This window comes from Kouleothrix sp. (assembly GCF_046328425.1).
Classification (GTDB): domain Bacteria; phylum Chloroflexota; class Chloroflexia; order Chloroflexales; family Roseiflexaceae; genus Kouleothrix.
The window spans coordinates 26140-46702 of record NZ_JAXLWP010000005.1; the positions used below are offsets into that span (position 1 = coordinate 26140).

14 protein-coding genes are annotated in these 20563 nt (G+C 66.3%); 2 read left to right on the forward strand and 12 right to left on the reverse strand.

The genetic code is table 11. The features are described 5' to 3' along the window. Positions 1–1098: 1098 nt before the first annotated feature. Entirely contained in the window at positions 1099–1893 is a 795-nt protein-coding gene (locus tag U0177_RS04865; protein ID WP_409569474.1) for an ABC transporter permease subunit, read from the reverse strand. A gap of 170 nt (positions 1894–2063) precedes the next feature. Then, a complete protein-coding gene (locus U0177_RS04870) occupies positions 2064–2990 on the reverse strand; it encodes an ATP-binding cassette domain-containing protein (protein ID WP_409569727.1) in 927 nt (308 codons plus the stop codon). Between the two features lie 168 nt (positions 2991–3158). Here U0177_RS04870 and U0177_RS04875 point away from each other — a divergent pair, with 168 nt between their 5' ends. Together U0177_RS04875 and U0177_RS04880 are read left to right on the forward strand one after the other, a co-directional pair. Beyond that, positions 3159–4547 carry an MFS transporter gene (locus U0177_RS04875; RefSeq protein WP_409569475.1) on the forward strand — a complete coding sequence of 463 codons (1389 nt, stop codon included), beginning with the start codon at positions 3159–3161 and terminating at the stop codon, positions 4545–4547. A gap of 253 nt (positions 4548–4800) precedes the next feature. Continuing rightward, positions 4801–5241 (forward strand): hypothetical protein, encoded by a 441-nt coding sequence (locus tag U0177_RS04880; protein ID WP_409569476.1) that lies wholly within the window; start codon positions 4801–4803, stop codon positions 5239–5241. A 191-nt stretch (positions 5242–5432) separates the two neighbouring features. Here the strand turns inward: U0177_RS04880 and U0177_RS04885 are convergent, their stop codons facing one another. The 10 genes from U0177_RS04885 to U0177_RS04930 all read right to left on the reverse strand — a co-directional run bounded on the left by U0177_RS04885 (position 5433) and on the right by U0177_RS04930 (position 20258). After that, positions 5433–6908 carry an NADH-quinone oxidoreductase subunit N gene (locus U0177_RS04885; protein WP_409569477.1) on the reverse strand — a complete coding sequence of 492 codons (1476 nt, stop codon included), beginning with the start codon at positions 6906–6908 and terminating at the stop codon, positions 5433–5435. A 154-nt stretch (positions 6909–7062) separates the two neighbouring features. After that, a complete protein-coding gene (locus U0177_RS04890) occupies positions 7063–8595 on the reverse strand; it encodes a NuoM family protein (protein WP_409569478.1) in 1533 nt (510 codons plus the stop codon). Positions 8596–8685: 90 nt separating this feature from the next. Next, on the reverse strand, positions 8686–10686 hold the full coding sequence (gene nuoL, locus U0177_RS04895) for an NADH-quinone oxidoreductase subunit L (RefSeq protein ID WP_409569479.1): 2001 nt from the start codon (positions 10684–10686) through the stop codon (positions 8686–8688). Between the two features lie 88 nt (positions 10687–10774). After that, a complete protein-coding gene (gene nuoK, locus U0177_RS04900; RefSeq protein WP_409569728.1) occupies positions 10775–11077 on the reverse strand; it encodes an NADH-quinone oxidoreductase subunit NuoK in 303 nt (100 codons plus the stop codon). Positions 11078–11153: 76 nt separating this feature from the next. After that, positions 11154–11669, reverse strand: a complete 516-nt coding sequence (locus tag U0177_RS04905) for an NADH-quinone oxidoreductase subunit J (RefSeq protein ID WP_409569480.1) — start codon at positions 11667–11669, stop codon at positions 11154–11156. Positions 11670–11769: 100 nt separating this feature from the next. Continuing rightward, positions 11770–12267 carry an NADH-quinone oxidoreductase subunit NuoI gene (nuoI, locus tag U0177_RS04910; RefSeq protein ID WP_409569481.1) on the reverse strand — a complete coding sequence of 166 codons (498 nt, stop codon included), beginning with the start codon at positions 12265–12267 and terminating at the stop codon, positions 11770–11772. Positions 12268–12315: 48 nt separating this feature from the next. Continuing rightward, the gene (gene nuoH, locus U0177_RS04915; RefSeq protein WP_409569482.1) at positions 12316–13566 is read right to left on the reverse strand and encodes an NADH-quinone oxidoreductase subunit NuoH; all 1251 of its coding nucleotides are present in this window, start codon (positions 13564–13566) and stop codon (positions 12316–12318) included. 54 nt (positions 13567–13620) lie between these two features. Then, positions 13621–16389: an NADH-quinone oxidoreductase subunit NuoG gene (nuoG, locus tag U0177_RS04920; protein ID WP_409569483.1), complete on the reverse strand. Its 2769-nt coding sequence runs from the start codon at positions 16387–16389 to the stop codon at positions 13621–13623. Between the two features lie 21 nt (positions 16390–16410). Beyond that, the gene (gene nuoF / locus U0177_RS04925; protein ID WP_409569484.1) at positions 16411–17724 is read right to left on the reverse strand and encodes an NADH-quinone oxidoreductase subunit NuoF; all 1314 of its coding nucleotides are present in this window, start codon (positions 17722–17724) and stop codon (positions 16411–16413) included. 230 nt (positions 17725–17954) lie between these two features. Next, entirely contained in the window at positions 17955–20258 is a 2304-nt protein-coding gene (locus U0177_RS04930) for a xanthine dehydrogenase family protein molybdopterin-binding subunit (RefSeq protein WP_409569485.1), read from the reverse strand. Positions 20259–20563 lie beyond the last annotated feature (305 nt).

Here is a 20563-nt window from a genome sequence, read left to right on the forward strand (position 1 = left end):
TGGGTTGGCGTGTTCGTGACGGTGCGCGTGGGCGTGTGGGTTGGCGTGGTTGTCGGCGTGAAGGTCTTCACACCGGATGGCGGCAGCGGTGTGGCTGTAGGCTTCACAGCCAGCGGCGATGCGATGATCTGGGTGACATTAGTACCATTTGATGTAGTAGGTGTAATAAGGTGTAACAACGGGGTCGCAGTGATATAGGTTGGAGAAGGTGTTATAGCCGGTGTTATGGTTGGGAAAACAGGCTGGGTTATTTGGGTTAGTGGTACATTAAAAGGTGAAGGTGTGGGATCAATCACCAAACTGGCTGTAGTAGCTACCACCGATGTGCTTGTTGATGGTGGGGAAGGAAAAATCGGCGGTAAAATTCTGAAATGCCACATGCCCACGCCGATCGTGGCAACCAGTAGGGCCGCAAGCAATATTCTGCCAGCAGTAGACGCCCAAATTGTGCTCAAGCGGTCGAGCGCGACGCCTTGGGCCAGGCCAAGGCCATCAAAGAGTATGCGTTTGAATAACCCGAGGTATTTATAATTGCTTTGGCGGTACGCTGTTTGTGCAAGCGCCTCAAGGTCAAGCAAGATCTCGCTGCGGTATTGCCTGCGCATTGGCGCTGTGGCCGCTAGCAGCAACCATCCGCAAACGCCAATATACCAACCGATGATCCGCTGGTGGAGCGTGCCTGGCGAAGATGCACTGGACATAGGCGTGCCTTTGGGTGCAATGCCTGCGGCTTCTTCGTGGTCGGGTAGGGTAGGCTGTGCCTAACGGCCGCCGTGGGCCTGACGGCAAATCGCCAACTAGCGCGTGCTCGTAAGCACACGCCGTGTACAGCCTTGTGGGAACGATCGGCGCCTACTCCGACCCTTCTGATATGTGTGAATATAGTCGCTGCGGACTACGTCTGTGGCGAAGGAAGACTATGCTAAATGGCTCAAGAGGTATGATGAGGCAGTATACTATAAGGTTGCAAAATTGTGAAGAGGAGATTTATATATACTAAATGGATATATCATAACGCATTGATACGCGCTATAATAGTACAAATGTGCTGATACCTATGCGAATTACGGGCCTCTGTAGGAAAGCGCTTGTCTGCCCTCATGCCCAGCGCGTCAGTATCGCCTCGCGCGCGAACAGCAGCGTGGCGCCCCAGATCGCCAGCGCGGCGATGATTGCAAGCACCAGTGTGGCGGCCAGCGCCACGGCCGGGCTGAGCGTTACCAGGCCGCTGACCTGCCCAAAGAACACCGCGAGAAACGGCACCACCAGCCAGGCCGAGTACTGCTGCGCGGTGCGCGGGTCGTTTACGCGCGCCGAGATCGCCACCATCGCGGCGATCGCGATCAGCGCTAGCAGTGGCGTGCACAGCGCGAACACGGTGAGCCAGCCGGGGCTGACGATTGCGCTGAACACGCGCGGGCTCAGCGCCGCTATGCGCGCGGCGGCCACAAAGACCGCGCCGAATGCCCACGTGAGCAGCATGGTCGGCACTAGCGCGGCCAGCATCTTGCCGGCCATCAGCTCCCAGGTTTTGATTGGCGTCGCCAGCAGCGGCTCGAGCGTGCGGCTGCTTTTTTCGCCAACGATGCTATAGGCCGCGATGATGCTCGGCAGGATCATGGGGATCAGCAGGTACATCGACGAGAACGCTTGCCCCGGCAGCGCCTGCGCCAGCTCGGCCTGCGACATGCCGCTCAGCGCCGGGTTCAGCCGCGCGACTTGCCGGGAGAATTCGTCGCCGCTGGCTTGCCCTGGCGCGAAGCGGATGCCGAATAGCACCACGGCCGGGATGATCGTCAGCATGAGCGGCAGCACCACAATGCTCAAGATCAGCCCGCGCTGCTTGCGCAGGTCGAGCCACTCTTTGCCTAGCAGGATCTGAATATTGCGCATCGTGTCACCCCTGTAACTTTCATGAGCTACGCGGTTGGCCGTTTTGCCTTCGGTAGAGCGGTATTTCTTATGGTGCTGCAATGTTCGCGCGGAGCGCGAACATTGCAGCACAGACTGCCGCAGGTTGCATCAGCACACCACGCGTGCGGCCGCGTAGATCGTGTAGCTTTTCAACCGGCGTCTTCCTGGATCAGCTCCAGGTAGACGTCTTCCAGCGAATGGCTGATTGGCTCGACATAACGGATGGGCGCGCCGGCACTTGCCAGCGCCAGCACCAGCGCCGGGTTGTGCTCGTCGGGCGCGTCGACGCGCAGCTCCAGCGTGTCGCCCTGGGCGCTGGCCGCGCGCACCGCCGGCTGGGCGCGCGCCAGGTCGAGCCAGCGCTGTGCGTCGCCGGCCAGGCGCACGCGTGTGCCGCTGCCGAACAGGCCGGCGCGCAGGTTGGCCGGCGTGTCGAGCTTGAGCAGGTGGCCGCGAAATACTCCAATCAGGTCGCATAGCTCGTCGGCCTCGGGCAGGTTATGGGTGGTGAGAAAGATCGTGCGTCCGCCGGCGCGCAGGCTCTTGATGAACTCGCGCACCATGCGGCTGGCCTCGGGGTCGAGCCCGGCGGTCGGCTCGTCGAGAAACACCACTGCCGGCTCGTGCAGCAGCGCGCGGGCGATGGCGATCTTCTGGCGCATGCCCTTCGAAAAGCTGCCCACCCGGTCGTCGCGCCGATCCCACAGCCCCAGCAGGCGTAGGTAGCGCTCGGCCTGAGCGTCGGCGCGCGCGTTGCCGAGGCCGTACAGCCGCGCGAAGAACACCAGGTTCTGGCGCGCGCTGAGCCGCTCATACAGGCCGGGCGTCTCGGTGAGGATGCCGACGGCGCGGCGGATCGCGTCGTTCTCGCGGCCGAGCTGGCGCCCAAGAACCAGCGCCTCGCCGGAGGTTGGCGCGATCAGCGCGGTGAGCATGCGCACCGTGGTGGTCTTGCCGGCGCCGTTCGGCCCCAGGAAGCCAAACACCGTGCCGGCCGGAATGCTCAGCGTGAGCTTCTCGACTGCGGTGCGCGGCCCGAAGGCGCGCGTTAGCTCGTGCGTCTCGATTGCATTCAGCGATGGTACGGGCATTGCTGCCATCGTGTGGCCCTCCTGCTGCCGGCCTGCCCATCCGATCAGGTCACATCCGGGCCGCCAGGCCGAGCTATGCGTGCCCATTATGCGCTATAGTGATGTTCTCAGCAACCGGCGCGCCGCGCCGCTAGAGAAGCGGAATACAATCGTATGCTTCAAGAATTGACACAGCCCCAGCCGCACGCCACAGCCGGCGCTAGCATCTGGGGCCGCGCGCACCGCCAGCTGACGATCGGGCTGATCCTGACGGTCTCGGGCACGGCGTTCGAGGCGCTGGCGGTGGCCACAACCCTGCCCGCCACCGTGCGCGACCTGGGCGGGCTGGGGCTGTATGGCTGGGCCTTCAGCGCGTTTATGCTCGCCAATCTGATCGGCATTATTCTCACCGGCGCTACCGCCGACCGGCACGGGCCTGCCCGGCCATTTCTGCTTGGCAGCGGCGTGTTCGTGCTTGGCCTGCTGGTGGTGGGCCTGGCGCCCTCAATGCCGGCGGTGATCGCCGGGCGCGCGGTGCAGGGCTTTGGCGCCGGCGTGCTTTCGTCGGTGGCCTACGTGACGATCGGGCGCGGCTACCCCGAGGCGCTCAAGCCGCGCATGCTTGCGGTGGTGTCGAGCGCCTGGGTGGTGCCGGGGCTGGTTGGCCCCGCCGCCGCCGGCCTGATCGCCGACAGCGTCGGCTGGCGCTGGGTGTTTCTCGGCCTGGTGCCGCTGGTGCTGTGTGGCGCCGCGCTCGCGCTGCCGGGGCTGCGCGGGCTGGCCGGTAGCGGCCAGGGCTCGCGCGAGTGGGCTACCAGCCTGGCCGCGCTGGCGCTCGCCGGCGGCGCTGGGCTGGCGCTGGCTGGGCTGAGCGGTGGATCGCTGCCACTGCGCGCGGCGCTGATCGTGGCGGGCCTGGCGCTGGCGCTGCCGGCGCTGCGCCGCCTGCTGCCCCCCGGCACCCTGCGCGCCGCGCCGGGCCTGCCGGCTGCGGTGGCGGCCCACGGCCTGCTGAACCTGGCATTTTTCGGCGTCGACTCGTTCATCCCGCTGGCGCTGACCAGCCGTGGCCAGAGCGCGAGCCTGGCCGGGCTGGCGCTCACCGCCGCGACGCTGACGTGGACCACCGGCTCGTGGGTGCAGGCGCACTTGGCAGCGCGCCAGAGCCGCCGCGTGATGGTGGTGGCCGGGCTGGCGCTGATCGCGCTCGGCAGCGCCGGCATTGCCGCGACACAGGCGGCGCTGGCGCCGCTGCTGCTGGCGCCGCTGGCCTGGGGTGTCGCCGGCCTGGGCATGGGCATCGCCTTCTCGACCAACGCGCTGGTGGTGCTCGAAGCCGCGCCGCCCGGCCAGGAAGGCAGCGCGTCGTCGGCGCTGCAGCTGGCGAATGTGCTGGGCGTGGCGCTGGGCGCGGGCCTGGGCGGCGCGATTATTGGCGGCGCGAGCACGGCCGCGGGTGTTTCGCAGGCCGGGCTGCTGACGCAAGATGCGATCATGATCGGCGTGGCGCTGGCCGGTATGTTGGTGGCGCGGCGCCTGCCGTCGCGTGCACCACAGCGCTAGCCTGGCTCCTGGCGCGGCCACCTGAGGCTGCCGGGCAGCGCCCAAGCTCGAGGATCAAAGCCAGGCCGTGCCGGCAAGCCAGGCCGTGCGCGCATGCTCAGGGCGCGAAATGGCCTGCTGGCGCTCCCTGAGGCATGCGCCACCGGCGCTGAAGCCGCGCCGGCCTTTGTTCTCGCACCAGCGCGGGCCGCGCGGGGTTTTGTGGTACACTAGCGGGCGTTTGTCGGATTACGCACGAAAGGAACCCTCGGATATGCGACGCGCGCTCGTAGTGCTGATACTGCTCGGGCTGGCGCTGGCCGGCTGTGGCGGCTCGACCGCCGATGTTGCAGTGCCCGATCCGCCCAAGGCCACTGCCTTAGAAAAGGGCGACAACCAGAAGATCAACCAGATTATCGAGGGCTGGCAGGCCCAGGTGCCGGGCGTACTTGAGCAGTACCAGATCAAGAAAGATACCATCCAGGAGAAGGTCTACCAGTCGAGCGCGAGCTTGCAAGAGGTGGTGGACTTCTACAAGCAGCAGATCACCAGCGCGAACGGCTGGGTCGAGGCGCGGGGCATGCCAGGCCAGCAGGGCGGCATCTTTCTGAACGCCTACGACCACGGCACCATCAGCCTGGTGATTGGCGCGTTCGACGCCACGCAGGCGGGCGGAACCGGGACGGTGATCTACACCGCGAAGGGTACTAAATAGGCTGGCGGCCTTCGCTCTCGCAAAAAGAGGGGTTCAGGGCGTTGAAGCCGTCCTGAACCCCTTTCGCTCTTTAGAGTGGTGGTTTGGGGGTGGCGAAGCCGCCCCCGAAGTTTCTTTTTATGATGCCCTGCCCGGCGAAGCCTGGCAGGGCATACAAGCAAGCGATCAGACGGAGTTAGTGCTATAGGCTGCTAGCGCCCCAGCGCCAGCACCGAGCTTTGCACCAGGTCGATCACCGGCGTAGGGATAATGCCGAACACAATCACGCCAAGCGCCGCCAGGCCCACGCCGATCGCCAGGTTGCGATCGAGCACCGGGCGCACATCGCGCACTGGGTCGCGCATGAACATCTGCACGATGATCCGCAGGTAAAAGAACGCCGCGATCGCCGAGGTGATCACGCCGACAATCGCCAGCCACTGCAACCCGGCCTCCCAGGCGGCGGCGAAGACGTAGAACTTGCCCCAGAAGCCGGCGGTAGGCGGCACGCCGGCCAGCGAGAACATGCACAGCGCCATGGCTACCGCCAGGAACGGCTGGCGGTGCCACAGCCCGGCGAAGTCGCCCATATCCCAGGCGGCCTCGCCGCGCTGCTCGAGCGCGATCAGCACCGCGAACGCGCCAAGGTTGGTGAGCGAGTAGGCCAGCAGGTAGAACAGGAAGCCCTCGACGCCGCGGCTGGCGCCGGCCGCGCCGCCCGCCGCCAGCACGCCCATGAGGATGTAGCCGGCGTGGCCGATGCTCGAGTAGGCCAGCATGCGCTTGACGTTCGTCTGCGCCACCGCCGAGATATTGCCGATCAGCATGGTGATGGCCGCCAGGATGGCCAGGATGACCGCCCATGTGGCGTACTGCGAGCCGAGCGCCACCAGCAGCAGCCGCGCCAGCGCGGCGAAGCCCGCGCCCTTGGTGCCCACCGACATAAACGCCGCCACCGGCGTAGGCGAGCCCTCGTAGACGTCGGGCGTCCACATGTGGAACGGCGCCATCGAGATTTTGTAGCCGAAGCCGATGATTACCAGCGCCGCGCCCGCCAGCATAAACGCCACGTCGTCGGCCGCCAGCCCGCTGCCAAGCTTCTGGGCGATGCCCACCAGGCTCGAGGTGCCGGTGGCGCCGTACAGCAGCGCAATGCCGAACACCAGGAAGCCGGCGGCGAAGGCGCCGATCAGCAGGTACTTCATCGCCGCCTCTTCCGAGGTGAGGCGCGGGTAGGCGAAGCCGGCCAATACATACAGCGTGATCGACAGCAGCTCGAGCCCCAGGAACAGCACGATCAGGTCGGTGCCCTGCGCCAGCAGCATCATGCCGCCGGCCGCGAACAGCACCAGCGCGTAGTACTCGCCGCGCTCGATCCCCTGGCGCGGCAGGTAGTCGAGCGAGATGAAGATCGTGATCGCGGTGCTGAGCAGGAAGATCCAGTTCAGCGTCAGCGCGAAGTTGTCGAGCACCAGCATGCCGCCGAATGTGCTGCCGTTGCCGTTCCAGAGGGGCACGCCGGCCGCCGCTGCGCCGGCCACAACCAGCAGCGCCAGGTAGCCGATCAAGCGCTTGCTGCCCGGCCCCGTGAAGAGATCGGCCATCAGCAGCACCATGGCGCCGCCGAATACGATCAGGAGCTGGAGCGACACGCCGATGTCAACCGCAGGAATTTGAATTGGAGGCATAGAAAACCTTTAACAAATCGTTTGTTGGTTGATGGTACCTGTCGATCTTCTCTGCGCGATTTTCCCAACGCAGCGCGGAAAATTGCACACGATGCATCGGATAGTACCGCTCTGCCGAAGGCCGAGCACACCAACTGCGTAAGTTCTACAATGCCTAGCGCACGCTCGCCACCACGGCCGAAAGCGTCTGCGCGATGCCTTCGATCGAGGGCTGCATTGGCGCGAACAGCAGGTTCGGGTACACGCCGATCACCACGATCGGCACCAGCAGCAGCACCAGCAGCGCCGTCTCGCGCGGGCTGATGTCGCGCAGCTCGGCGTTCTCAGGGGTAGTCACATCGCCCATGAACGTGAGCCGGAACATGCGCAGCAGGTAGGTGGCCGCGAAGATCACGCCGATCACCGCGAAGGCTACAAACCCGCCGCCGAGCGCCTCGGAGAGGTATGTGCCCTGCATGATCGTGTACTCGCCGACAAAGCCGTTCAGGCCCGGCAGGCCCACCGACGACATCACCATCGCCAGCGCCAGGCCGCCGTACACCGGCATGACCTTCCACAGCCCGCCGAACGCCGACATCTCGCGGGTGTGGCGGCGCTCGTAGATGTAGCCCACCACCAGGAACAGCGCGCCGGTCGAGAGGCCGTGGTTCACCATCTGCAGTAGCGCGCCAGCGATGCCCTGCTGGTTCAGCGCGAAGATGCCCAGCACCACAAAGCCGAGGTGGCTCACCGACGAGTAGGCCACCAGCTTTTTCATATCGGTCTGAGCGAACGAGACCATCGCGCCGTACAGGATGCCGATCACCGCCAGCACGCCAATCGCCGGGGCGGCCCAGCGCGCGGCCTCGGGGAACAGCTGCAGGTTAAAGCGGATCAGGCCGTAGCCGCCGAGCTTCAGCAGCACGCCAGCCAGGATCACCGAGCCGGCGGTGGGCGCCTCGGTGTGCGCCAGCGGCAGCCAGGTGTGGAATGGCCACAGCGGCACCTTGATCGCGAACGCCAGGAAGAACGAGGCGAACAGCAGCCGGCCGGCGGTGGTATCGAGCTTGAGCGCGCCGCTGGCCAGGTTCTGCTGGAGCGTGGCGATGTCGAAGGTGCCGGTGCCGGTGGCCTGGCGGTTGAGCAGGTACAGCGCGATGATGCCGAGCAGCATGAACACCGAGCCGGCGAAGGTATACAGGAAGAACTTCACCGCCGCGCGCACGCGGTTGGCGCTGCCCCAGATGCCGATCAGCAGCGCCATGGGGATGAGCGTGAACTCCCAGAAGATATAGAACAGAAACAGATCCTGCGCCACGAACACGCCGATCATGCCGGTTTCGAGCAGCAGCATGAGGATCTGAAAGCTGCGGAAGTCCTTGTGCACCGAGTCCCATGTCGAGATCAGCGTGATCGGGGTAAGGAAGGTGGTAAGCAGCACCAGCCACAGGCTCACGCCGTCGATCGACACGCCGTAGCCAATACCCCACGAGGGCACCCACGGCAGGGCGTCGGCGAACTGGAAGCCCTTGCCAAGCTCGAACAGGAAGTACAGCGGCAGCGAGGCCGCCAGCGCCGCCAGCGCGAACAGCAGCGCCAGAATGCGCTGTGCGCCGACGTTCTCGCGCGGCACCAGCAGCAGCGCCAGCGCGCCGAGCGTGGGCAGCCAGAGCACGAGCGAGAGCAGAGGAAAGCCTAGCTGGTTCACATTAGTCCCCAGTTCTGAAAGTTATGAGCTACGAGTGATGAGCGTTGTGTTGCTGTGAATACTTCAGAACTCGTAGCCCATAGCTCATAGCTACACGAACGCGAAGTAGCCGACGAGCACAACCACGCCCACAAAGAACACCCAGGCATAGTTGCGGATATAGCCAGTCTGGCCGCGCCGGAACAGGCTTGCCAGGCTGCCGAACACCCGGCCGACGCCGTCGACCAGGATGCCATCGATGCCCTGCTGGTCGAACACGCTGGCCAGGAAGCCGGCGAGCATGCGGTAGCCGCGCACGATCACGCGGCTGTAGAACCAGTCGAAGCCCCAGGCCAGCTCGGCGCCGCGCCAGATATCGCCGGCGTAGCGGAAGCCGGGGTCGTCTTTGCCGGGCTTGATCTTGGCCTCGAGCACGCGGGCATACAGGTACCAGCCGCCATACATCGACGCGCCGGCCAGCAGCGTCACCACAGCGGCCAGCACGCCCTTGCCGATCGTATATGGCGCGGGCTCTTCGCCCAGCACCGGATGCAGGTAGCTATCGAGCCAGTGCAGGCCGGGCAGGTTCATCACCCCGGCGATGATCGCGCCGACGCCCAGGATGATCAGCACGATCTTCATGCCGCCGGTGCTCTCGTGCGCGTGCTCGGCGTGCGCGTCGCGCGGCTTGCCCCAGAACACCAGCGCCACCTGGCGGCCCATATAGAAGGCCGTGAGCAGCGAGGAGATGATCAGGACGATGCCGGTGAGCGGGCTGCCAGTATCGAACGCCTGCGCGATGATCTCGTCTTTGCTCCAGAAGCCGGCGAACGGGAAGATGCCGGCCAGCGCCAGCGCGCCGACCATGTACGTCCAGAAGGTCGTGGGCATCTTGGCGCGCAGCCCGCCCATCCGCCGCATGTCTTGCGTCTCGTGGGTGCCGTGGATGATCGACGCCGAGCCGAGGAACAGCAGTGCCTTGAACACACCGTGCGTGAGCAGATGGAACATGCCGGCCACGTAGGCGCCCATGCCCACCGCCGCAACCATGTAGCCCAGCTGCGAGACGGTGGAGTACGCCAGCACGCGCTTGATATCCCACTGGGTGACCGCCGCGCTGGCCGCGAGCAGCGCCGTGAGCACGCCGATGCCGACAACCCACGGGGCGGTGCCGCTGGCGAGGTCGCTGAACAGCGTGTGGTTGCGCGCGATCAGGTACACGCCCGACGTGACCATGGTGGCGGCGTGGATCAGCGCCGACACTGGGGTGGGGCCAGCCATGGCGTCGGGCAGCCACACAAACAGCGGCACCTGCGCCGACTTGCCGGTGACGCCCACCAGCATCAGCAGGGTGATCAGCGTGAGGATGCTCATCTGGCCGAGGATGCCGACATTCACTACCTGGCGGCCTACCTCGGCGGTGCGCTCGAGGTAGCCGGCATCGCCGCCCGCCTGGCCGTAGAATGTGAGCGTGCCGAGGCTAGCGAAGATCGCCATCATGGCCAGCAGCATGCCGGCGTCGCCGACGCGGTTGGCCACAAACGCCTTCACTGCGGCCTCGGAGGGCACAATCCCCGGCGGCACGCTTTTGCGGTCGAACCAGTGGCTGATCAGCAGGAACGAGCACAGGCCCACGCCCTCCCAGCCCAGAAACAGCAGCAGCAGATTGTCGCCCATGATCAGGAACAGCATGGCGACGATGAACAGGTTGAGGTAGGCGAAGTAGCGCACCGGCCGCGCGTCGCCGTGCATATAGCCGATTGAGAAGACGTGAATGAGCCCGCCCACGCCGGTGACGAGCAGCGCCATCACGGCGGTCAGCTGGTCGAACAGCAGGCCGAACGGAACGCGGAACGTGCCGATCGTCATCCACTCCCACAGCACGAAGTCGATGTGGTGCTTGGCCTCGGCGGCGGCTTCGGCGCCTGCGCCGGCCACCTGCAGCGATTGCAGCACCGCGATCGAGGCAAGCGTGGCGACAAACGACAGCGCCACCATCGCGCTCGCCAGCAGCCCGGCCTGGCGCTCGTTGCGGATCACAAAGGTGTTCAGCAAAAAGCCCAGCAGCGGGAATGCTGGGATCAACACGACAATCCAGGTCAGATCAGACATTGAAGTTCCTCGACAATACCGGCCACCGACCATCGGCCACGGCCGCAGCGAGCGTGTTGCGGCCGCCGTCCATCGGTCGTCGGTCGTCCTAACCCCGTAAGGTGTTGATCTCGTCGATGTCGGTGGTGCGTTTCGCGCGGAAGATCGTCACCAGCAGCGCCAGGCCCACTGCCACCTCGGCGGCGGCCACGGTGATCACGAAGAACACCAGGATCTGGCCATTGGCCGACTGCCAGCGCTGCGCGAAGGCCACCAGCGCGAGGTTCGCCGAGTTCAGCATCATCTCGACCGACATAAACACGATCAGCGCGTTGCGGCGCGTCAGCACACCCACCACGCCGATTGCGAACAGCGCCGCACTGAGCAGTACATAGTAGCTGGTTGGAACCATCATTCGCTCCGAAGTGTTGAGTTTTGAATGTTGAGCTACGTCTTCGGCAATTCAAAACCCAACACCCAAAATTGCTTTAGCTCTCGGCGGCCTGGCGGTGCTGGTGCAGCACAACCACACCCACCAGCGCCGCCAGCAAGATCACCGAGGTGATCTCGAATGGCAGCAGGTAGGTGCTGAACAAGGCTTCGCCGATCTTCACCGGCGTGGCAAAATCTTCGGTTGGTGTGGCCGGGCTGGCCAGCGAGGTGTTGGCGCGCGCGAAGAACACGTACAGCGCCTCGCCCAGCAGCAGCGCAGCCATCAGGATCGCCAGCGGCCGCTGCCACGCGATCCGGTCGCGGTCGTCTTCGGCGCGCTCGGCGCCCAGCAGCATCACCACAAACAGGAACAGCACGATGATCGCGCCGGCGTAGACGATCAGCTGCACCGCGAACAGGAACGGCGCGCGCAGCAGCAGGTACAGCACGGCGATCGAGCTGAAGTTCAGCAGCATGAACAGCGCGCTGTGCACCGCGTTTTTGCTCAGCAGCATGGCCACGGCGCCAACCAGCGCCACCAGCGCGGTGATGGTGAAGACGACTAGCTCCATATATTTCTCTCCGACCAAGGGCGAAAGAACAATGACGAAGGAGGCAACGCCAGCGTTTCATCTTGGCCGTCGGTCACTCGCCCTTCGTCATTCGTCGCTACTACAGGTCTATCTGCGCGGGCGGGCTTGGCCGGCGGTTGAGCTGCTGCAAGATCGGCGGGATCTCGCCGTGGCCCTTCTCCGGCGGCACCAGCAGCATCTCTTTGGTATAGATCGACGACTTGCGGTCGTAGAACGATAGCTCGTACTGATGCTCAAGCACGATCGCGTTGGTCGGGCAGGCGTCTTCGCAGTAGCCGCAGAAGATGCAGCGCAGCATGTTGATCTCGTAGGTGGCGGCATAGCGCTCGCCCGGCGAGTTCGGGTGCTCGGGGTTGTTCTCGGCCGGCACCACCAGGATCGCGTCGGCCGGGCAGGCCGCTGCGCACAGCGCGCAGCCGATGCAGCGCTCCATGCCATTTTCGAAGCGCTTCAGCTCGTGCCTGCCGCGGAAGCGCTCGCGCACCGGGCGCTTGACCTCGGGGTACTGCACCGTGACTGGCTTTTTGAACAGGTATTTGAGTGTTGTGCCAAGACCTTTGACGATTTCCCCAAGCATATGCGTTTCTCCGAATATTTCGGCCTGTGCGGGTGGGCGATTTTCGCCTTACCGGCTGGCTTCTTTCTTCACCAGCGTTACCTGGCTAGCCGGCGGCTTGCGCGGCCCGCGCATGCTCGCCACCACCACCACTGCGATCAGCCCGACCACAAAGGCAATGCCGCCGCTGATGTAGCGATTGTCGGGGATCAGCACATTCAGCACGGCGGTGAGCGCCACGTTGAACAGCGCCAGCGGCAGCAGGATCTTCCAGCCGAGGTACATCAGCTGGTCGTAGCGCACGCGTGGCACTGTCGCGCGGATCCACACCGACAGGAACGACAGCAGCGTGACCTTCAGCAGGAACGCGCCGAGCGAGAGCAGGCCGAACACGGCGTTGCCGGCGAACTGGCCGGCATTCGCCGTCACGAACTGCGCGAGCGTGTACAGGCCGGGGAAGTGCCAGCCCCCCAGAAACAGCGTGACGGCGATGGCGTTCATCGCCACCAGCTTGATATATTCCGACATGAAGAACAGCGCGAACTTCATGCTGCCGAATTCGGTGTTGTAGCCGCCCACCAGCTCCTGCTCGGCTTCGACGAGGTCGAACGGCGCGCGCACCACCTCGGCGGTGGAAGAGAGCAGGAAGATCACGAAGCCCAAAAACTGCGGCACGATGAACCACCAGCCCCACTGGCGGTTGACGATCTCGGCGGTGCTGAAGCTCTCGGCCTGCATCACGACTGCGAGCACCGAGAGGCCCAGCGCCAGCTCGTACGAGATCACCTGGGCCGAGGCGCGCACGCCGCCGAGCATCGAGTACTTGTTGTTCGACGACCAGCCGGCGATGGCGATGCCGTACACGCCCACCGAGGTGACCGCCAGCAGGTACAGGATGCCAACGCTGATCTCGGCCAGCTGCAGGAAGTTGCTGCCGCCGGCGGGGGCGCAGCCGCCAAGCGGCAGCACGCCATCGCCGCCCGAAGGCCAGCAGCCCAGCGGAATGGTGGCCCAGATGATCAGCGCGGGAACGGTAGCGAACGCCGGCGAGATCAGGTAGACCCACTTATCGGCGAGCGCCGGGGTGACATCTTCCTTGAAAAAGAGCTTGACCGCGTCGGCGGCAGGCTGGAGCCAGCCACCGAGGATCTTGCGGCCGCCCGGCAGCGGGATGTAGCCGGCGCGGTTCGGCCCTATGCGGTTCTGCAGTCGCGCCAGCAGCAGGCGCTCGAACAGCGTAAAGTAGGCGAACAGTGTTGTTGCGGCCAGCGCCAGTACGAGCGCCTTGACGATCAGGATGATGATGTCGAGAAAGGCCATAGTATGTATCCTATACGTAGCCGGAGCGCGATACCCAATGTTGCCACAGGCGCGTCATCCAAGCTTGCTGAGCGCCACGCGCGTCTGCGGCCCGCTGAGCAGGCCAGCCAGGTCAACGCCGCTCACCAGCGGCAGCAGCACCACGCCCGCGCTCAGGCCGGCGTCGATCTGCGCGCGCAGCTCAAGCGCGCCGGTGGCCGAGCTTATGCGCACCGTCTCGCCGATGCCCACGCCGAGCGCCTGCGCGTCGGCGACGCTCAGGATGACGTGAGCCGGCACGGCGCGCGGCAGTAGCTTCGAGCCGCGCATCCAGCCGCCGCCGTCGTAGGCACGCACCGCCGCGACGAGCGTGAGCGGGAAGCTTGCGTCGGCGGCGGACGCGGCGGGCTCGCGGTAGGCCAGCTGGAACATGCTTTTGCCATCGTCGGCGAGGGTTGCGAGCTGCACGCCCAGGCCCTCGCTGTTTTCGTAGGATGTGCCGTCGTAGTAGAACGCCTCGTTGGGTTGGCGCCCCCACGATTTGCGCGTAAGGTCGAGGCTGGTGTAGCTTGTGGCGGTGTAGCCGGCCACGCGCGTGCTGATCTCGTCCGCGATATCGCTGGCCACCACGTACTCCCAGCCGGCTGGCGGCGCGGCCACTGCCACGGCGCTAGCGGCTTCGGCGGCGCGGGCCTTGGCGCTCTTCTTGTTGGCGGCGGCCGGCGCGGGCGCGGCCGGGCTGATCGCCTGCACCGCGCGCGCGACCTCCTGGAACGCCTGCCAGTCGGCCGGGGCGTCGCCGGGGGCGCGGCGGGCCGCGCGGAAGCGCTGGACGCGCCGCTCGGCGTTGGTGAAGGTGCCGTCGCGCTCGGCGACGGTGGCCACCGGCAGCACCACGTGCGCGAGCTGGGCGGTCTCGGTCAGGTAGAGATCTTGCACCACCAGAAATTCGAGCTGGCCGAGCGCTTCGGCGGCGGCGTTGTTCGACTTCGCTGGATTGAGGCCGGCGATATACATGCCCTTCAGCGTACCCGCCCTGGCGGCGGCCCACATCTCGCGGGCGCTCAGGCCGGCGGTGGTGGCGCTACCGCCTGGGCCACGATCGGGCCGCACGCCCATATCGAGCGCGCCGCGAGTATTGCCGGCGGCCGTCAGCGCGATCATGCCGCTGTTGGCGCGGCCGGCCTTGCCGGCGACGAGCGCGAGGTTGGCCAGCGCCTGGGCCAGCGCCGGGCCAGCGGCTGCAGCGGCGGCGCCATAGACGATGATGCCGTTCTCGGCGGCGGCGAACGAGCGAGCGATTGCGCGGATGCTGGCCTCGGCCACGCCCGACGCGGCTATCAGGTCGGCCAGCGGCGTCTTGCCGACGCTGCGCTTCAGGTCGTCGAGGCCGCGCAGGCGCGCCGCGAGCGCGTCGTTTTGCAGGCCCTCTTCGAAGATTACGCCAAGCAGCGCCTGAGCGAAGGCGGCCTCGGCGCCGGCCCGCACGATCGCCCGGTTGGCGGCGAAGCGCGCCAGCTTGGTGGGGTAGCTGTTCACCACGCTCAGCTCGCCGCCGCGGTCGGCGATGCCGCGCAGGCGCAGCACATACAGCGGGGCCTCTTCCTCGGGGTCGGCGCCGAACACCAGCACGGCGGTGCCTTTGCCCAGGCTCAGCAGGTTGGTGCCCGCGCCCACGCCGAGGATGTTCGGCATATCGTCGAGCGCGGCCGGCTCGGCCACCGAGCCCTTGCGGTGGTCGAGGTTGTTTGAGCCGAGCGTCTCGCGGAACAGCTTCTGGAAGGTGTACAGGTCTTCGTTGGGCAGCTGGGCGCCCGCCAGGCCGCCGAGCGCGGCCGCGCCATAGTTCGCGCGCAGCAGCGTCAGGCGATCGGCGACGTACTGGTAGGCTTCGTCCCAGCTCACCTTGGCCCAGCCGCCGGCGCGGCGTATCAGGGGCGCATCGAGCCGGTCGGCGCCGGCGATATAGCGCATGCCATAGCGGCCCTTGTCGCACGTCCAGATCTCGTTGACAAAGTCGTTCTCGCGCGGCATCACGCGCATCAAGTCGTTGTAGCGCATATCGAGCGAGATATCGCAGCCGACCGAGCAGTGGTTGCAGACGCTAGGCACCGAGCGCAGCTCCCAGACGCGCGCCTTGAAGCGGAAGTCGGAGCTGGTAAGCGCGCCGACCGGGCAGATATCGGTGGTATTGCCCGAGAACTTCGAGTCGAAGGCCGGGTCGCTCTTCGAGATGATCTCCCAATCGCGGCCACGGTTATCGAAGCCAAGCACCGGGTCGCCGGCGATCTCGTCCTGGAAGCGCACGCAGCGGGCGCACAGGATGCAGCGCTCGCGGTCGAGGTAGATCAGGTCGCCGAGGGCGATCGGCTTGACATTATGGTGCTTGTCGGAGTAGTCGTAGCGCGAGTTGCCGGGGCCCCACTCCATCGTCAGGTTCTGGAGCGGGCACTCGCCGCCCTTGTCGCACACCGGGCAGTCGAGCGGGTGCGAGGTGAGCAGGAACTCGAGCACGCCGCGCTGGGCGAACTCGACGCGCTCGCCGACGGTTTTCACGACCATGCCCTCGCTGACGGGCGTGACGCAGCCGGCCTGGAGCTTGCCCATCATCAGGGCCAGCTCGGGCTTGCCGTCGGCGCCGATCACCGGCTGGCGGGTGGCGGGGTCGATCTTGGGGGTATAGACTTCGACCAGGCACATGCGGCACATGCCCACGGGCTTCATCTTGGGGTGGTAGCAGAACACCGGCACTGCCACGCCGCCGACACGCGCCGCGTCGACGATATTGGTGCCGGCTGGCACCGTGACCGCCTGGCCGTCGATTACAAGGTTCACATCGGGCATAGGTTCTTGCCTTTGTAGCTGTTAATGGCGGGCCGGCATCAGCGGGATGGCCATCTTGCCATTGGTAGGCGCCGGTGCGGCGCCGATGGTTGCCTCGAACTCGTGCGGGAACAGCCTCAGCGCGCTCTTGATCGGCATCACCGCGCTCTCGCCCAGCAGGCAGAAGCAGTTGCCGGCCATCTGGTTGTAGATGTCGTGAAGCGTCGGGATATCGGAGGCGCGGCCGTGGCCCTCGTGCATGCGGTGCAGCACGCGCACCAGCCAGGTGGTGCCTTCGCGGCAGGGCGTGCACTTGCCGCACGACTCGTGCTTGAAGAATTCGTCCATCTTATAGGCCGTCTCGACGGCGCTGGTGGTCTCGTCGAGCACAATCACCGCGCCCGAGCCGAGCATCGAGCCGGCCGCGGCCACGCCTTCGTAGTCGAGCGTGATGTCGAGGTGCTGCTCGGTGAGCCAGGGCGCCGAGGCCCCGCCGGGAATGATGATCTTGACCTTGCGGTCGCCGCGCATGCCCGCGCCATAGGCCGGGTCGTAGATCAGCTCGCGCAGCGTGCGGCCGAACGGCAGCTCGTAGTTGCCAGGCTTGTTGACGTGGCCCGAGAGCGAGAACGCCTTGGTGCCGGGGCTCTTCTCGGTGCCGAACGAGCGGTACCAGGCCACGCCCTTCTCGATGATCCGCGGCACGTTGGTGAGCGTCTCGACGTTGTTGATGATCGTGGGCTTGGCGTACAGGCCGGCCACCGCCGGGAATGGCGGCTTGAGGCGCGGCTGGCCGATCTTGCCCTCGAGCGACTCCATGAGCGCGGTTTCTTCGCCGCAGATATACGCGCCGGCGCCGCGGTGCACGAAGATGTCGAGGTCGTAGCCGGTGCCGAGGATATCTTTGCCGAGGAAGCCCTTGGCGTAGGCCGCCTCGATCGCGCGCTCAAGCGTACGCGCGCCGTGGGCAAACTCGCCGCGGATGTAGATATAGGCGGTGTGGCACTCGATCGCGTAGGCCGAGATCGCGATGCCTTCGATCAGCTGGTGCGGGTTTTTGTCGATGATCTGGTGGTTGTTGAACGTGCCTGGCTCGCTCTCGTCGGCGTTGCAGAGCAGGTAGCGCGGGTAGACGCCCTTGGGCAGGAAGCTCCACTTCACGCCGGTGGGAAAGCCGGCGCCGCCGCGCCCGCGCAGGCCCGCGTCTTTGACCATCTGGACGATGTCGGCGGGCGTTTTTTCTTTCAGCGCCACGCGCAGCGACTCGTAGCCGCCGTGCTGGAGGTAAACCTCGAAATCGCCAATGTTGGGGATGTCGAGGTCGCGCATCACGATATGTTCAGTCAGCGGGGGCATGTGTCACACACTTTCCAGGCCGATAACGGGCGCACGTCTACTGCGATACACACACGTATAGAAGGGCCGCTTCGCGCCCGCTAATGTACCATTCTCAAGCCTTCGTGTCAAATCGCACAAACATCAATTGAGACTTCATCGAGTTTGTGTCTTGGGCACAAAAAGAAGGATTCTTGGAGGGTCTGTGACCCTCCAAACCTCCTGCCTAGCGGGCGGGCGCGTAGGCTGAGCTACGCATCGCCGGCAGCCTGCAAGGCGCGCCACAGCGACTCGGCCCGGATGGGCGTCTCGGTGACGCGCGCGCCCACCGCGTCGCGGATGGCGTTGGCAAGCGCCGCAGCCCCGGCAGTGATCGGCGGCTCGCCGATGCCGCGCGCGCCAAACGGCCCGTGCGGCGCCGGGTTCTCGACGAAGATCGCCTCAATTTCCGGCACGCCGTCGATCTTGGGCAGGTCGTAGTCCATGAAGCTGCCGGTGAGGAGCTGGCCATACTCGTCGTAGACCATCGCCTCGTGCAGGCCCCAGCCGAGGCCCTGCACCACGCCGCCGTGCACCTGGCCGGTGACCATGGTCGGGTTGATTGCAAAGCCGACATCCTGCACGGCCACGTACTGCAGCGGCGTCACCTGGCCAGTCTCGCGGTCGACGCGCACCCTCGCGAGGTGGGCTACAAAGCCGGGCGCATTCTGCTCGACGGCGGCGTTGCCCTCGCCGACCAGCGGGCCGGGGCCGCCGGCCTTGCTCTCGCCGATCGCCACCAGCCGGCCGATCGGCAGCGCGCTGGCGGGGACGCCCTTCACCTGGGCCTTGCCGTCTTTGATCTCGATATCGCCGATCGCGGCCTCGAAATGGTCGGCGGCGAGGTCGAGCAGCTTGCGGCGCACCTCGCGCGCGGCGTTGGCCACCGCCCCCGAGACGCTGTAGGTCGTCTGGCTGCCGCCGCTCGGCCCGGCGAACGGCGCGCTCTGGGTGTCGCCTTGGAGGATCTCGACCTGCTCGGGCGGCACGCCCAGCACCTCGGCGGCCACCAGCACCAGGCTGCTGTTCACGCCCGAGATATCGACCGAGCCGACGTGGATGCGGATGGTGCCGTCGGTGTCGGCGCGGCAGACTGCGGCGGCCGGCGACATGCCGCACAGCCAGCCGCCCACCGCCAGGCCGACGCCCTCGGCATAGCGGCCGCCGTCCGGGGAAGGCGCGGCGTCGCCGGCGCGCGCCTGCCAGAGCGGGTGCTCGCGCATGCGCTCGAGGCACTGGCGCAGGCCGATGTTGGGCCAGGCATCGCCATTGCCCATCGGGTCGCCGCCCTCGGCGGCATTGCGCAGCCGGAACTCGAGCGGGTCGATGCCGAGCGCGCGCGCCAGCTCGTCGATGTTCGACTCGATCGCGAAGGTGGCGTTAGGCGCGCCGGGCGCGCGGTAGGCGCCGGCCTGCGGCTTGTTGGTGAACACCTCGTAGCAGTCGATCGCCAGGTTCTCGCACTTGTAGTAGCCGCCGAGCAGAATGCCGACCAGGCCGGCGATTGCGAACGGGAACACGCCGTTGTCGGAGGTGACGCGGGCCTGGATGGCGCAGAGCGTGCCGTCGCGGCGTGCGCCGGTCTTCAGCTCGACCTGCACGGCCGGCGCGGGCGTGGTGGTAAGGAAATCTTCGGCGCGCGTCAGCACGACGCGCAGCGGCTGGCCCAGCGCCACGGCGGCTGCGGCCACCAGCGCCTCGATAATGCCGTACTTTGCGCCAAAGCCGCCGCCGACAGTCATGGGCACCACGCGCACCTTGCGCTTGGGCAGGCTCAGCAGGCGCGCCACCTCGTCGCGCAGGCCGAACTGGCCCTGCGTGCTGACGTACAGCGTCACGCCGCCGCCGACCGGGTCGGGCTCGGCGACGACCGCGCTGGGCTCGAGGTAGCTCTGGTGGACGATCGGCATGCGGTAGGTGCGCTCGACCACTGCGTCGGCGGCGGCGAAGCCGGCGGCGATATCGCCGCGCGCGTAGTGATTCTCGGCGTGGATGTTCGAGGGCGCGCGCTCTTTTTCTTCGGTGTCTTTGTCGACGGCGGCGTGCGCGGCGGTGAGATCCATGCCCTCTTTGGGCAGGCCGCGCGGCCAGATCACCGGCGCGCCGGGGGCGATGGCCTGCGCCACGTCGACGACCGCCGGGAGCGGGCTGTACTCGACGCGCACGAGGTCGGCCGCGTCGCGGGCGATCGCCTCGCTCTCGGCCACCACCAGCGCCACCGGCTGGCCGACAAACACCACCTTCTCGCGCGCCAGCACGGCGCTGTGGCGCGAATTGATCGCCCGGTCGCGCGTCGGCAGGTCGGTGGCCGTAAGCACCGCCACCACGCCGGGCAGGCGGCGGGCCGCGTCGGCGTCGATCGCGCGGATCTCGGCGTGGGCGTACTGGCTGAGGATCGGGCGGGCGTGCAGCATGCCGGGCAGTCGTATGTCGGCGACATAGCGCGCGCGCCCCGTGATCTTCTCGAGGCCGTCGATCGATTTGTGACCTTTGCCGAGGTACTGATAATTGGACATTCCTGCTCCCTGCTAGCTCTGCTCGTGTGCGTGCGTCTATTGTACACGACCGGAGCGTGTATTGCCGTTGCCAGGGGAGCGGGAAACGATGCCAACACAAATCCCATTCTCCCGTGCACGGGAGAGCGGGGTGCGGGGAGGGCATGGCGTCGCACGAGCCCTCGAACAAGCGCCAGGGCTCGTGCAAAATCTGTCGACCCCTCCCCCTACCCCTCCCCTGTCAGGGGAGGGGGGAAACACATCTGGCTGTGTGGTGCGGTCGCGGCGGCGACCGCGCGCACACAGCCAATTAATAATCCCCCTCT

Excerpts from the sequence above, each read along its gene's own strand:
- U0177_RS04865 (WP_409569474.1), bottom strand. The coding sequence starts at position 1,893 with ATGCGCAATATTCAGATCCTGCTAGGCAAAGAGTGGCTCGACCTGCGC.
- U0177_RS04875 (WP_409569475.1), top strand. The coding sequence starts at position 3,159 with ATGCTTCAAGAATTGACACAGCCCCAGCCGCACGCCACAGCCGGCGCT.
- U0177_RS04880 (WP_409569476.1), top strand. The coding sequence starts at position 4,801 with ATGCGACGCGCGCTCGTAGTGCTGATACTGCTCGGGCTGGCGCTGGCC.
- U0177_RS04885 (WP_409569477.1), bottom strand. The coding sequence starts at position 6,908 with ATGCCTCCAATTCAAATTCCTGCGGTTGACATCGGCGTGTCGCTCCAG.
- nuoL (WP_409569479.1), bottom strand. The coding sequence starts at position 10,686 with ATGTCTGATCTGACCTGGATTGTCGTGTTGATCCCAGCATTCCCGCTG.
- nuoK (WP_409569728.1), bottom strand. The coding sequence starts at position 11,077 with ATGGTTCCAACCAGCTACTATGTACTGCTCAGTGCGGCGCTGTTCGCA.
- U0177_RS04905 (WP_409569480.1), bottom strand. The coding sequence starts at position 11,669 with ATGGAGCTAGTCGTCTTCACCATCACCGCGCTGGTGGCGCTGGTTGGC.
- nuoI (WP_409569481.1), bottom strand. The coding sequence starts at position 12,267 with ATGCTTGGGGAAATCGTCAAAGGTCTTGGCACAACACTCAAATACCTG.
- nuoH (WP_409569482.1), bottom strand. The coding sequence starts at position 13,566 with ATGGCCTTTCTCGACATCATCATCCTGATCGTCAAGGCGCTCGTACTG.
- nuoG (WP_409569483.1), bottom strand. The coding sequence starts at position 16,389 with ATGCCCGATGTGAACCTTGTAATCGACGGCCAGGCGGTCACGGTGCCA.
- nuoF (WP_409569484.1), bottom strand. The coding sequence starts at position 17,724 with ATGCCCCCGCTGACTGAACATATCGTGATGCGCGACCTCGACATCCCC.
- U0177_RS04930 (WP_409569485.1), bottom strand. The coding sequence starts at position 20,258 with ATGTCCAATTATCAGTACCTCGGCAAAGGTCACAAATCGATCGACGGC.